The 13,262-nt window shown below is 72.8% G+C and carries 8 protein-coding genes; 7 read left to right on the top strand and 1 reads right to left on the bottom strand.

Annotation, left to right across the window (positions count from 1 at the left end; translation table 11 throughout):
- Nucleotides 1-17: 17 nt before the first annotated feature.
- Entirely contained in the window at nucleotides 18-2,315 is a 2,298-nt protein-coding gene (gene mrdA, locus ACW14Y_RS15285; protein ID WP_380303348.1) for a penicillin-binding protein 2, read from the top strand.
- Nucleotides 2,312-3,511, top strand: coding sequence for a rod shape-determining protein RodA (gene rodA, locus ACW14Y_RS15280; RefSeq protein WP_266269395.1), 1,200 nt, complete (start codon nucleotides 2,312-2,314; stop codon nucleotides 3,509-3,511). Before mrdA ends, rodA begins: the two co-directional genes overlap by 4 nt.
- 83 nt (nucleotides 3,512-3,594) lie before the next feature.
- Here rodA and ACW14Y_RS15275 read toward each other — a convergent pair whose 3' ends face one another.
- A complete protein-coding gene (locus ACW14Y_RS15275) occupies nucleotides 3,595-4,881 on the bottom strand; it encodes a M14 family zinc carboxypeptidase (RefSeq protein WP_380443617.1) in 1,287 nt (428 codons plus the stop codon).
- Nucleotides 4,882-5,288: 407 nt separating this feature from the next.
- Between ACW14Y_RS15275 and ACW14Y_RS15270 the strand changes: the two genes are divergently transcribed.
- From ACW14Y_RS15270 to rpmA, 5 genes are all read left to right on the top strand, one after another.
- Nucleotides 5,289-7,217, top strand: coding sequence for a TIGR03960 family B12-binding radical SAM protein (locus tag ACW14Y_RS15270; protein ID WP_380385144.1), 1,929 nt, complete (start codon nucleotides 5,289-5,291; stop codon nucleotides 7,215-7,217).
- A 224-nt stretch (nucleotides 7,218-7,441) separates the two neighbouring features.
- Nucleotides 7,442-8,242, top strand: coding sequence for a TIGR03936 family radical SAM-associated protein (locus ACW14Y_RS15265; RefSeq protein ID WP_380443619.1), 801 nt, complete (start codon nucleotides 7,442-7,444; stop codon nucleotides 8,240-8,242).
- Nucleotides 8,243-8,638: 396 nt separating this feature from the next.
- Complete coding sequence (locus ACW14Y_RS15260) at nucleotides 8,639-12,337, top strand: Rne/Rng family ribonuclease (RefSeq protein WP_456987170.1); 3,699 nt, start codon at nucleotides 8,639-8,641, stop codon at nucleotides 12,335-12,337.
- A gap of 235 nt (nucleotides 12,338-12,572) precedes the next feature.
- The gene (gene rplU, locus ACW14Y_RS15255) at nucleotides 12,573-12,890 is read left to right on the top strand and encodes a 50S ribosomal protein L21 (protein ID WP_380312324.1); all 318 of its coding nucleotides are present in this window, start codon (nucleotides 12,573-12,575) and stop codon (nucleotides 12,888-12,890) included.
- Nucleotides 12,891-12,905: 15 nt separating this feature from the next.
- Nucleotides 12,906-13,163 carry a 50S ribosomal protein L27 gene (gene rpmA / locus ACW14Y_RS15250; RefSeq protein WP_030397425.1) on the top strand — a complete coding sequence of 86 codons (258 nt, stop codon included), beginning with the start codon at nucleotides 12,906-12,908 and terminating at the stop codon, nucleotides 13,161-13,163.
- The last annotated feature ends 99 nt before the right edge of the window (nucleotides 13,164-13,262 follow it).

Below are 13,262 nucleotides of genomic sequence, written 5' to 3'. Positions count from 1 at the left end.
TTTGGAGCGCACGAGACGTGAGCAACATCCCCGAGACCGGCCGAACCCGGCGGGTGACGATCCGTCTGGTGGTGCTGCAGATCCTGGTGGTCTCGCTGCTCGCCACCCTCGGCGGACGGCTCTGGTACCTGCAGATCCGCAACGCCAGCGTCTACACCGCCAAGGCGACCGGCAACCACATCCGCGAGGTCGTCGAACCGGCCGTCCGCGGCGAGATCCTGGACGCCTCCGGCCGCATCCTCGCCGGGAACGAGACCAAGCTGGTCGTCTCGGTCAGCCGCACCTCGCTGCTCCAGCAGAAGGACGCCGGCAAGGCGGTGCTGACCCGGCTCGCCGAGGTGCTCGGGATGCCCGCCAAGGACGTCCAGGAGAAGGTCCGGCTCTGCGACGCCAAGACGCAGCAGCCCTGCTGGAACGGTTCTCCCTACCAGCCGATCCCGGTCACCAAGGAAGCGACCACCCAGCAGGCGATGCAGATAATGGAACGCCGCGAGGACTTCCCCGGGATCACCGCCCAGCCGACCGCCGTGCGCCACTACACCGGCGCCGAGGGCGCCAACCTCGCCCAGGTGCTCGGCTACCTCTCGCCGGTCACCGACGAGGAGGTCTCCAAGACCGCCGACAAGGCCGGGCTCGACCGCTACCTGCCGGCCGACCAGATCGGCCGGGCCGGACTGGAGTCCGTCTACGACCGCGACCTGCGCGGCACCGCCGGCATCACCAAGCTGGAGGTGGACAACCTCGGCCGGGTCATCGGCACCGCCGACCAGGCCGCCCCGCAGACCGGCAACAACCTGGTGACCAGCATCGACGCCAAGGTGCAGAAGGTCGTCGAGGACAACCTCGCGCAGGCGATGGGCGACGCCCGCAAGACCTTCGACAAGGTCACCAACCGCAACTACGAGGCCGACTCCGGCGCCGCCGTCGTGATGGACGTGCACACCGGGCGGATCGTCGCGATGGCCAGCGCCCCCACCTACGACCCCAACCTGTGGCAGGGCGGCATCAGCGGCAAGGACTACCAGGCGCTGACCAGCAAGGACTCCAACTTCCCGCTGCTCAACCGCGCCATACAGGGTCAGTCCGCCCCCGGCTCGACCTTCAAGGTCATCTCCACCACCGCCGCCGTCCAGGCCGGCTACTCGCTCGACGGCCGCTACGACTGCCCGAAGAGCATGACCATCGGCGGCCGCGAGTTCAAGAACTTCGAGAGCGAGAGCTTCGGGGCGATCTCCCTGGAGCGCGCCCTGGAGGTCTCCTGCGACACCGTCTTCTACGGCCTGGCGTACGACCAGTGGATGAAGGACGGCGGCATCAAGCCGAAGAAGGACCCGGGCGACTGGTTCTTCAAGACCGCCCACCAGTTCGGCCTCGGCGCCAAGACCGGCATCGACCTCCCCAGCGAGGTCACCGGCCGGGTCCCCGACCGGCAGTGGAAGCAGTCCTTCTACGACAACAACAAGGACGCCTGGTGCAAGCAGGCGGAGAAGGGCGGCAACAGCTTCTCCGACCAGATCGCCCGGGAGAACTGCGTCGACGGCTACCAGATGCGCGCCGGTGACGCCGTCAACTTCGCGATCGGCCAGGGCGACACCCTGGTCACCCCGGTCCAGATGGCCCGGATCTACTCGGCGCTCGCCAACGGCGGCACCTTCTACCGGCCCACCGTCGCCAAGGCCGTGATAAGCCCGGGCGGGGATCTCGTCCGCGAGATCGCCCCGCACGAGGACGGCCGGCTGCCCGGCGACCAGAAGCTGCTCGGCTACATCGACCAGGCCACCGCGGGCGTCATCACCAGCGGCACCGCCGCCTGGAAGTTCACCGGCGCGGGCTGGCCCCAGGGCAAGATCGAACTGCACGCCAAGACCGGCACCGCCGAGGTCGAGGGCAAGCAGACCACCTCGTGGCTGACCACCTACAGCCGCGACTACGCGGTCGTGATGACGATAAGCCAGGGCGGCACCGGCTCCGGCGGCTCCGGCGACGCGATCCGGCGGATCTACCAGTCCCTGTACGGCGTCGACGACAAGGGCAACATCGACCAGGGCAAGGCGCTGCTGCCGAAGCCGCAGGCCGAGCTGCCGAAGTTCAACCCGGACGGCACCGCGATCATCAAGCCGGTGTCCTTCGACGCCGCGGCCGGCTCCACCGCTTCGGCCGGTTCTGCCACCTCGGTCGCCCCGGCCGCCCTGCTCGGTGCGCCGCGGGCCTTCCTGGACCCGGACCGGTCCGGCGGTGGCACCCCGGTACCGGGCGTCGCCGCCGCGGCCGCCGTCGAACCCACCCGCTCCACCACCGGAAGGGGCCGGGCATGACCTCCTACGGTTCCTACCGCCAGCTGCGGCTCGCCCCGCAGCGCGGCGGGGTGCCCAAGGCGCTGGCCAAGGACTCCCCGCTGTGGCGGATCGACTGGATACTGCTGCTGGCCGCGGCCGTCCTGTCGCTGGGCAGCTCCCTGCTGGTCTGGTCGGCCACCCGGGGGCGCGACTCCCTCACCCACGGCGACCCGCAGTACTTCCTGTTCCGGCACCTGACCAACGTCATGGTCGGGGCGGCGCTGTGCGCGGTGGTGATAGCGATAGGGAGCCGGCGGTTCCGCACCGTGGTGCCCTTCCTGTACGCCGGTGTGATCCTGCTGCTGATGGCCACCCTGAGCCCGCTCGGCTCGACCATCAACGGCCAGCACTCCTGGATCCAGCTGGGCGGCGGCTTCTCCGTGCAGCCGGCCGAGTTCGCCAAGCTGGCGATCGTGCTGTCCATGGCGCTGGTGATGTCCGACCAGGTGGACGCCGGGGAGCGGGAGTTCCCGGCGAACAAGGCGGTGTTCCGGGCGCTGGTCTGGGCGACCCTGCCGATGGCGATCGTGATGCTGATGCCGGACGCCGGCTCGGTGATGGTGATGGCCGTCATCGTGCTGGGCATCCTGCTGGCCTCCGGCGCGGCCAACCGCTGGGTGTTCGGACTGATCCTGGCGGGCGTCGGCGGCTGCGTCGCGATCTGGAAGCTCGGCGTGCTGAGCAAGTACCAGATCGACCGCTTCGCGGCCTTCGCCAACCCGGCGCTCGACCCGTCCGGCGTCGGCTACAACACCGCGCAGGCCCGGATCGCGATCGGCTCCGGCGGACTCACCGGCAAGGGGCTGTTCCACGGCACCCAGACCACCGGGCAGTTCGTGCCGGAGCAGCAGACCGACTTCGTCTTCACGGTCGCCGGCGAGGAGCTCGGCTTCCTCGGGGCGATGGCGATCATCGTGCTGCTGGGCGTCGTGCTCTGGCGCGGCTGCCGGATCGCCCGCCAGGCCACCGACCTGTACGGCACGATCGTGGCGGCCGGGGTGGTCGCCTGGTTCGCCTTCCAGGGCTTCGAGAACATAGGGATGTGCCTGGGCATCATGCCGGTGGCCGGCATCCCGCTGCCGTTCGTCTCCTACGGAGGATCGTCGATGTTCTCCACCTGGGTGGCGATCGGGCTGCTCCAGGCGGTGCAGAGCCAACGGCCGATAGCGGCCTGAGCGGGCCGAGGGCGTACGGCGAGGGCGTGCGGCGAGGGCCGGACCGGGGATCCCCGGTCCGGCCCTCGCCGCACGTCCGGGCGCTACGGCAGCAGCAGGTCGGCGGCGGCGAGCACGGCCCTGGTCTGGTGCGCGACCTGGGTCTCGACCGGGACCCAGCGGGCGCCGAGGCGCTGCAGGCCCTCCAGGCTGGCCGCCGCCACCCCCCGGGCCCGCGCCCGGGCCGTGTCCGCCGCCGGGCCGCCGCTGTCCGCGAGCAGCCGCAGCAGCATCGCGGCGATCCGCAGCGGCAGCCGCTCGGCGACGATCCGGGCCGTCGTCACCCGGGACACCGACAGCGCCGCCGCCGACCAGTTCGCCAGCCAGTCGTCCACCACCGGCGGGCAGACCGCCAGATTGAACTCGACCGAGCGCAGCAGCGGCCCGTACGCCACCCCCGCGTGCGTCGGCACCTGCGGCAGCAGGGCGGTCAGCTCCGCCACCCGGGACCGCAGCCGGTCCGCGCAGGCCGCCATGGCGGCGGCCACGTCCGGGGCCGGGCGGTGGTCGCCGACCGCGTCGACCGCCCACATCGGGACCTCCAGCACCGCCGTCGTCCCGCCGTGGCGCCCCGCGTACGCCCAGGTCGACAGCTCGGGGCGGTCCGGCAGCGGCTGGCGGCTCCGGCCCGGCAGCGGCATCAGATAGGTGCCGGGGGCCGGGCTGGCCCAGCCGAGCGCGTCGTAGGAGTCGACGTCCAGCGGGATGCCGCCGCGGGCCGCCGAACGGGCGAAGCGCCCGGCCAGTGCCGGCAGCGGCCGGGTGAGCTGGACGAAGGCGCCGCCGAAGTCCACGCCGTGCAGCGAGCACTGGAGCACCGGGCGCAGCTCGTCGATCAGCCCGGTCAGCACCCGGCTCTCCGGCATCGGGGTGAGCGGCCCGTCCGGGTGCGGCAGCAGCTCGGGCTGCTCGTGGAAGGCGGGCCGGAAGAAGTGCTCGTAGTGCCGGGCCGCGGTGAGCGGCCCGTTCAGCCAGCCCTCGTTCAGCGCGGCGCCGTCCGGGTCCAGGCAGAGCAGGACGTGCCAGCCGACCCCGGGACGGGGCGGCTGCGCCAGCGCCTGCTCGGCCAGCCGGACGGCGGCGGCCAGGCCGACCGGTTCGTTCGGGTGCGGGCCGCCGACCACGAGGACGGTGTGCTCGCCGTCGTCCACCGAGAGCAGCACCAGCGGACGTCCGGCGCGGGAACGGCCCACCTCGCTCACCCGGCAGCGGCCGGGGTGGCGGCGGGCCAGCCCGCGGGCCGCGGCGATCGCCCGGGCCACGGTCGGGTAGCTCTCGGTGTCGTTGCACGGGCTGTCGATCCGGCGCGTCCGCCGGCCCGTGTCGGTCATGGCTCTCCTGTCCTCGGGGGCGGGCGGGTCGGCGCGGCCCGGGGGCCTGGGCCGGGAGTCCGGCGCGGGGTCGCGCCGGTCCGCCCGGCACGGCCGGTGCGCGCGCGGCCGACTCCCTCGTCCCGGGGACGCACAGGACCTTCCGGTGGAGCCTTGCCAGTACCGCACGCGGCCTCGGAGCGTGTCAACAGTCGCCGGGGTCCCGCGGTGGGGCCGCGTTCACGTGCCGGGACCTGTCCGTACACCCCCCGGCACGGGCGGTCGCGCGGCCCCGCGGCCGGTCCCGGGGGCGAAGGCGCTCGGGCCGGGGAACACGGCGGTTCGGCTACTCTTGAGGGTCACCCCACCCAGCCGTCGCCGTGCTGAGCGCGCGGCGGTTCCGAACGTCGTAAGGGTTCCTGGTACTCATGACTGTCGAATCGGTCTTCCCACGCCTGGAGGCTCTCCTCCCGCACGTCCAGAAGCCGATACAGTACGTCGGCGGCGAGCTCAACTCGACCGTCAAGGACTGGGACGCCTGCGACGTCCGCTGGGCGCTCATGTACCCCGACGCCTACGAGGTGGGTCTGCCCAACCAGGGCGTCATGATCCTCTACGAGGTGCTCAACGAGCAGGAGGGCGTCCTCGCCGAGCGCACCTACAGCGTGTGGCCGGACCTGGAGGCACTGATGCGCGAGCACGGCGTGCCCCAGTTCACCGTGGACGCCCACCGGCCGGTGAAGGCGTTCGACGTGTTCGGGCTCTCCTTCTCCACCGAGCTCGGCTACACCAACATGCTGACCGCGCTCGAACTGGCCGGCATCCCGCTGGAGTCCCGCGACCGCACCGAGGACCACCCGGTCGTGCTGGCCGGCGGCCACGCCGCGTTCAACCCCGAGCCGATCGCGGACTTCATCGACTGCGCGGTGATCGGTGACGGCGAGCAGGCCGTGCTCGACATCACCAGGATCGTCCGGGAGTGGAAGGCCGAGGGCCGCCCGGGCGGCCGCGACGAGCTGCTGCTGCGGCTGGCCCGCACCGGCGGCGTGTACGTGCCGAAGTTCTACGACGTCGAGTACCTGCCGGACGGCCGGATCGGCCGGGTCGTGCCGAACGCCCCCGGCGTGCCGTGGCGGGTCTCCAAGCACACCGTGATGGACCTCGACGAGTGGCCCTACCCCAAGCAGCCGCTCGTCCCGCTCGCGGAGACCGTGCACGAGCGGATGTCCGTGGAGATCTTCCGCGGCTGCACCCGCGGCTGCCGCTTCTGCCAGGCCGGCATGATCACGCGCCCCGTGCGGGAGCGAAGCATCACCGGCATCGGCGAGATGGTTGACCGCGGACTCAAGGCCACCGGCTTCGAGGAGGTCGGCCTGCTGTCGCTGTCCTCCGCCGACCACACCGAGATCGGTGAGATCGCCAAGGGCCTGGCCGACCGCTACACGGACGACAAGGTCGGCCTGTCGCTGCCGTCCACCCGCGTCGACGCCTTCAACATCGACCTCGCCAACGAGCTCAGCCGCAACGGCCGCCGCTCCGGCCTCACCTTCGCCCCCGAGGGCGGCAGTGAGCGCATGCGCAAGGTGATCAACAAGATGGTGTCGGAGGAGGACCTCATCCGCACCGTCGCCACCGCGTACGGCAACGGCTGGCGCCAGGTGAAGCTGTACTTCATGTGCGGCCTGCCCACCGAGACCGACGAGGATGTGCTCCAGATCGGCGAGATGGCGAAGAACGTCATCCAGAAGGGCCGCGAGGTCACCGGCCAGAACGACATCCGCTGCACCGTCTCCATCGGCGGGTTCGTGCCCAAGCCGCACACCCCGTTCCAGTGGGCCCCGCAGCTGTCCGCCGAGGCCACCGACGCCCGCCTGGCCAAGCTGCGCGACTCGATCCGCGGCGACCGCAAGTACGGCAAGAACATCGGCTACCGCTACCACGACGGCAAGCCCGGCATCGTCGAGGGCCTGCTCTCCCGCGGCGACCGCCGGGTCGGCGCGATCATCCGCGCGGTCTACGAGGACGGCGGCCGCTTCGACGGCTGGCGCGAGCACTTCTCCTACGACCGCTGGATGGCCTCCGCCGAGAAGGGCCTGGCCGGCACCGGCGTCGACGTCGACTGGTACACCACCCGCGAGCGCGGCTACGAGGAGGTCCTGCCCTGGGACCACCTGGACAGCGGCCTCGACAAGGACTGGCTGTGGGAGGACTGGCAGGACGCCCTGGAGGAGGTCGAGGTCGACGACTGCCGCTGGACGCCGTGCTTCGACTGTGGCGTGTGTCCCCAGATGGACACCAAGATCCAGATCGGTCCGACCGGGAAGACGATGCTCCCGCTCACCGTGGTGAACAAGTAGCAGCAGAGGCACCGGAGCGCCCCCGTCGGACTCGTCCGGCGGGGGCGCTCGTGGGTCGGTGCGGGCGGGGGCGGAGCGAGGGGTGGGCGGGGGCGCGTACCCTTTGAGGTGTAAGAGTCCGGACAGTGGCGGGAAATCGCCGCCGCCGCGGACGGGGACCACTGACGAAGGACTGAGCGACCCTGGCACGCCGTACGCCCGACGGTCCGCCGCCCGCGCCGACGGTGCAGCGGATTCGTCTCCGCTACACCAAGCGCGGCCGGCTCCGCTTCACCAGCCACCGCGACTTCCAGCGCGCCTTCGAGCGCGCCCTGCGCCGGTCGGTGGTGCCGATGGCCTACTCGGCCGGCTTCACCCCGCACCCCAAGGTGTCCTACGCCAATGCCGCGCCGACCGGTGTGGCCAGTGAGGCGGAGTACCTGGAGATCGGCCTCGCGGCCCACCGGGACCCGGAGGAGCTGCGCGTCCAACTGGACGAGTCGCTGCCCGAGGGACTGGACGTGATCGACGCGGTCGAGGTGCGGACGTCCAACTTCGTGGAGCGCCTGGAGGCCTCCGAGTGGCGGGTGCGGCTCGACGGCGTCGAGCCGCAGGAGGCGGCCCGCGCGGCCGCCCTGTTCCTCGCCGAGGAGCGGGTCGAGGTCGAACGCCTCACCAAGAACGGTCTGCGCGTCTTCGACGCGCGCGGGGCGGTTGCGGCTCTTGAGGTCCTCCCGTCGCAGGTCGACGGTGGTGCGGACACGGAGGGCGAAGAGACCCGCGATGTTCGGACCGGGCGTCCCTGTGCGATACTGCGCCTGGTAGTACGACACGCCACACCCGCCGTACGACCCGACGACGTGTTGTCCGGTCTCCGTGCGACGGCCGACCTGGCGCCGCCGGTCCCCGCAGAGGTGACCAGGCTGGCGCAGGGGCCGCTCGACGAGGGGACCGGCACGGTGACCGACCCGTTGGCGCTCGACCGCGCCGCGGCCCAGGCCGACCCTCTGGCGGTCGGCGAGCCGCGCGCAACCGCGTCCGCCTAGCGGGCGGAGGCCGGGTCCAGTTCCCCACTGGGCCCGCTGGTTCTCCAGGCCCCCGCTGCTCCCCAGGGGAGCGAGCGTCGTCGAAGCACAGGCCGGCCTCTTGCGGCCCGCCGACCCCGATGGTCGGTGGGCCCGAGGACCCCGTCCGGGAGCCACCCGGGGTTGGGGGACGGCGCAGCTTGGGAAAACCTCAGAAGACTGGTCAGACCAGAAGACTTTCGACACCCCGCCGAGGGCGGGGCGCCGAGCGAGACTACGAGCCCCTGTGCGGCCTCGCGTCCGCGCGGCGGCACCGTGAGAGGGTCCGGGCCGAGCATCGTCGTGATGCCGGCCGGCCACCGGTGCCGTGCCGTGCCCGGATGCGGAGCCCGGGGGCCTGACGGGAGATCCACCCGCATGCTCGATAACACCGATCCGCAGCAGTCTGCGGCAACGGAACCGAACGACACCGCCGCGACCGGCGGCGACAGCGCGTCCGCCGCGCCGCCGCGCCGACGTCGCCGCGCCGTGTCCCGCCCGGCCGGAGCGCCGCAGGGCGCTGCCGCCGAGGCCGCCGAGACGGTCGTCCAGGCCGAGGCCGAGGCCACCCGTCCGGCCGAGGCGCCGGTCGCCGAGGCCCCCGCCGCCGAGCCGGCGGCGGAGAAGCCGGTCCGGGCCCGCCGCACCCGTAAGCGGGCCGAGGCGCCCGCCGGAGCGCCCGAGGCCTCCTCGATCGTGGTCACCGCGCCGGAGGCCGAGCCGGCCCCGGTCGCCGCCGCGAAGGCGGAGAAGGCCCCCCGGGCGGGGAAGGCCGAGAAGGCCGAGAAGACGGAGACGGAGCCGGCGGAGAAGCCCGTGCGGGCCCGTCGGACCCGCAAGAAGGCCGAGCCCGAGGCCGCCCCCGCGGTCGAGGCGCCCGCCGCCGCGGCGGAGCCGGTGGTCGTCGAGGCCCCCGCCGCCGCCGAGGCCCCCGCCGCCGTGGAGGAGTCGGCCGCCCCGGCGCGCCGTCCCCGCCGCCGCCGGGTGGTCGAGGCCGCCCCCGTGGTGGTCGAGGAGCCGGTGGCCGAGGAGGCCGAGGTCGAGGAGCCCGTGGCCGAGGAGGCCCCGGTCGAGGAGCCGGTCGCCCCGGCGCCGGTCGTCGAGGCCGCCGAGCCGCCGCAGCGGGTCCGCCGCCGCGCGGTCCGCCCGTCCACCGCGATCTTCCAGGCCCCGGTCTTCCAGGAGCCCGCCCCCTTCGTCGCCCCGACCGCTCCGGCGGCCCAGGCGGCCCCGGTCGCCCAGCCCGCCCCCGCCGCCGCGCAGCCGGCCGCCGTCGAGGCGAAGTCCGCCCCGGCCGCGCCGCAGCGCGAGGAGGAGGAGTTCGAGTACAGCGGTGTCGGCCGCCGTCGCCGCACCTCGGTGCGGGTGCAGACCCCCGCCCGGGGTCGGCGCTCCGCCGCCGCGGAGCGGGTCGAGGCCCCCGCCGCGAAGGCCCCCGCCGTCAAGGCCCCGGCCCCCGTCAAGGCTCCCGTCGTGGTCGAGCCGCCCGCCGCCGTGGAGACCCCGGCCGTCGCCGCCCCCGCCACCGGCCCCGAGGCCGAGGACGAGTGGGAGGACGGTCGCCCGTCGCGCCGCCGCCGCCGGGGTGGCCGTCGCCGCCGTCGCGGTGAGGCCGACGAGGAGGCCGAGGCCCCCGAGACCGAGCAGCCCGCCGTCGAGGAGCCGGTCGCCGCGGCCGCCGACGAGGACGACGAGGACGACGACGACCTGGCCGCCGGCCTGTCCTCCTCGCGCCGCCGTCGCCGCCGTCGCCGCCGCAGCGGTGAGGCCGGCGCCGTGGAGGTCGCCGAGACCACCGAGGACGGCGTCCGCACGGTGGTGAAGGTGCGCGAGCCGCGCCGCCGCTCCACCGAGCCGTCCTTCGACCCGGACGAGGTGCAGTCCATCAAGGGCTCCACCCGTCTGGAGGCCAAGAAGCAGCGCCGCCGCGAGGGCCGCGAGCTGGGCCGCCGCCGGGTGCCGATCATCACCGAGGCCGAGTTCCTGGCCCGCCGCGAGTCGGTCGAGCGCGTCATGGTGGTGCGCCAGAACGGCCAGCGCACCCAGATCGGCGTCCTCGAGGACGGCGTGCTCGTCGAGCACTACGTCAACAAGGAGCAGGCCACCTCGTACGTCGGCAACGTCTACCTGGGCAAGGTCCAGAACGTGCTGCCGTCGATGGAGGCCGCGTTCGTCGACATCGGCAAGGGCCGCAACGCGGTCCTGTACGCCGGTGAGGTCAACTTCGGCGCGCTGGGCGGCCACGGCGGTCCGCGTCGGATCGAGTCGGTGCTGAAGTCCGGCCAGTCCGTGCTGGTCCAGGTCTCCAAGGACCCGATCGGCCACAAGGGCGCCCGCCTGACCAGCCAGATCTCGCTGCCCGGCCGCTACCTGGTCTACGTGCCCGAGGGCTCGATGACCGGCATCTCCCGCAAGCTGCCGGAGAACGAGCGCGCCCGTCTGAAGCAGATCCTCAAGAAGATCGTCCCGGACGACGCGGGCGTCATCGTGCGCACCGCCGCCGAGGGGGCCTCCGAGGAGGAGCTGACCCGCGACGTCCAGCGCCTCCAGCAGCAGTGGGAGGACATCCGGAAGAAGGCCACCTCCGGCAACGCCCCGGCCCTGCTGTACGGCGAGCCGGACATGACCGTCCGGGTCGTCCGCGACATCTTCAACGAGGACTTCACCAAGGTCATCGTCTCCGGCACCGAGGCGTGGAGCACCATCCACGACTACGTTGCCAACGTGGCCCCGGACCTCGCCGGGCGGCTCCAGCGCTGGACCTCCGAGGTGGACGTCTTCGCGACCTACCGGATCGACGAGCAGCTGATGAAGGCGCTGGACCGCAAGGTCTGGCTGCCCAGCGGCGGCTCGCTGGTGATCGACCGCACCGAGGCGATGATCGTCGTCGACGTCAACACCGGGAAGTTTGTCGGCCAGGGCGGCAACCTGGAGGAGACGGTCACCCGGAACAACATCGAGGCGGCCGAGGAGATCGTGCGCCAGCTGCGGCTGCGCGACCTCGGCGGCATCATCGTGATCGACTTCATCGACATGGTCCTGGAGTCCAACCGCGACCTGGTGCTGCGCCGTCTGCTGGAGTGCCTGGGCCGGGACCGGACCAAGCACCAGGTGGCGGAGGTCACCTCGCTGGGCCTGGTCCAGATGACCCGCAAGCGGGTCGGCCAGGGCCTGCTGGAGTCCTTCTCCGAGCCGTGCGTGCACTGCAACGGCCGCGGCGTGATCGTCCACATGGAGCAGCCGAGCGCCCACACCCACACCCACACCCACACCGGTGGCGGCGCGGCTGCTGTCGAGGCGGGCGCGGGCAGCGGCAAGCGTCGGCGCCGGGGCAAGGGCGGCGCCGGGAACGAGGAGTCGCCGGCCGTCGAGGCGGCCGGGTCCGTCTCGGTCGAGGAGGCCGACGAGGACTTCGAGATCGTCGAGACCGCGCCGGTCCGCGAGGAGATCGAGGGCCAGCTGGCCATCGAGGTTCCGGGCGAGGCCGAGGTCGAGGCCGAGGTCGTGGCCGAGCCGGTCGCCGCCGCGCCGGTCGTGGTCGAGGCCCCGGTCGAGGAGCCGGTCGCCCCGGCTCCGGCCGCCGCCCCCGCCGGACGGCCCCGCCGTCGGGCGGTCCGCAAGGCGACGGCTCCGGCCGGTGCGCCGGCCGGAGCGGAGATCGTGGTGCTGCAGGCCAAGGCCGAGGCGGCCCTGGAGTCGGCCCTGGCGGCCGTCTCCCCGGCGGCCCAGGCCCCGGCGGCCCAGACCCCGGTCGAGGAGCCGCAGGCCGAGCCGGCCGCGGTCGAGGAGGCCCCGGCCGAGGCCGTGGCCGAGCCGGTCGCCGTCGAGGCCCCGGAGGCCGTCGAGGCCGCCGCTGCCGAGGCCGCCCCGGACGCGACCGAGGAGCCCGCCGAGGAGGCGCCGGCCCCGAAGAAGCGGGCGGCCCGCAAGACCGCCGCCAAGAAGACCACCGCCACCGTCGCCAAGAAGACGACGACGGCGGCGAAGAAGACCACCGCCCGCAAGACCGCCACCAAGCGGACGAGCGCGGCGGCCAAGAAGGCGGCGGCCGCCGAGGGTGATACGGCGGCCGAGTAGGGCCCGGTCCCGGGCGGACACCCTCCGCCCGGGACCCGTACGGGCCGGTTTGCCCCAGCGGCGACCGGCCCGTATTCTTGACCACTGGCGTGTCTACGCCTTGCTCCCGAGCACATCACCTCCCGGTCCTTGCAAGAGGACGGCCCCTCGTAAGGGGGGACGGGGGAGGCCCCTGTGTCCGTACCCAGGTGGCTGGCATCGAGAGTTCCGACCGAGTTGGGAAAGTAGGTACCGCATGTACGCGATCGTTCGCGCAGGCGGCCGCCAGCACAAGGTCGCCGTCGGCGACGTGCTGGAGATCGACCGTATCGAGGCCAAGCCGGGTGACTCGGTGGAGCTCTCCACCATCCTGGTCGTCGACGGTGAGGCCGTCACCTCCGACCCGTGGGTGCTGGCCGGCGTGAAGGCTCACGCCGAGGTGGTCGACCAGACCAAGGGCGACAAGATCGTCATCCTGCGCTACAAGAACAAGACGGGCTACCGTCGCCGTCAGGGTCACCGCCAGCGCCACACCGCGGTGCGCATCACCAGCATCGACTCGGTCAGCAAGTAAAGGGGATAGCGAAAAATGGCACACAAGAAGGGCGCAAGCTCTACTCGTAACGGCCGTGACTCGAACGCCCAGCGCCTCGGCGTGAAGCGCTTCGGCGGCCAGGTCGTCTCCGCCGGCGAGATCATCGTCCGCCAGCGCGGCACCCACTTCCACCCGGGTGCCGGTGTCGGCCGCGGTGGCGACGACACCCTGTTCGCGCTGACCGCCGGTGCTGTGCAGTTCGGCACCCGCCGCGGCCGCAAGGTCGTCAACATCGTGGCCGTCGAGGCCTGAGTCACACCAGACTCACAATGAAGGGTGGGCCGGAATGTTCCGGTCCACCCTTCATGCTTTACAGGTAGAACACTGACTTCTTCGTACTGGAGGCACAAC

The organism is Kitasatospora sp. cg17-2, assembly GCF_054031055.1.
The sequence above is the reverse complement of the archived record's forward strand: the minus strand, read 5'-3'. Positions and strand labels throughout refer to the sequence as shown.

What these genes read in the sequence shown, in the direction of transcription:
- rodA (WP_266269395.1), top strand. Translation starts at nt 2,312, where the DNA reads ATGACCTCCTACGGTTCCTACCGCCAGCTGCGGCTCGCCCCGCAGCGC.
- ACW14Y_RS15275 (WP_380443617.1), bottom strand. Translation starts at nt 4,881, where the DNA reads ATGACCGACACGGGCCGGCGGACGCGCCGGATCGACAGCCCGTGCAAC.
- ACW14Y_RS15270 (WP_380385144.1), top strand. Translation starts at nt 5,289, where the DNA reads ATGACTGTCGAATCGGTCTTCCCACGCCTGGAGGCTCTCCTCCCGCAC.
- ACW14Y_RS15260 (WP_456987170.1), top strand. Translation starts at nt 8,639, where the DNA reads ATGCTCGATAACACCGATCCGCAGCAGTCTGCGGCAACGGAACCGAAC.
- rplU (WP_380312324.1), top strand. Translation starts at nt 12,573, where the DNA reads ATGTACGCGATCGTTCGCGCAGGCGGCCGCCAGCACAAGGTCGCCGTC.
- rpmA (WP_030397425.1), top strand. Translation starts at nt 12,906, where the DNA reads ATGGCACACAAGAAGGGCGCAAGCTCTACTCGTAACGGCCGTGACTCG.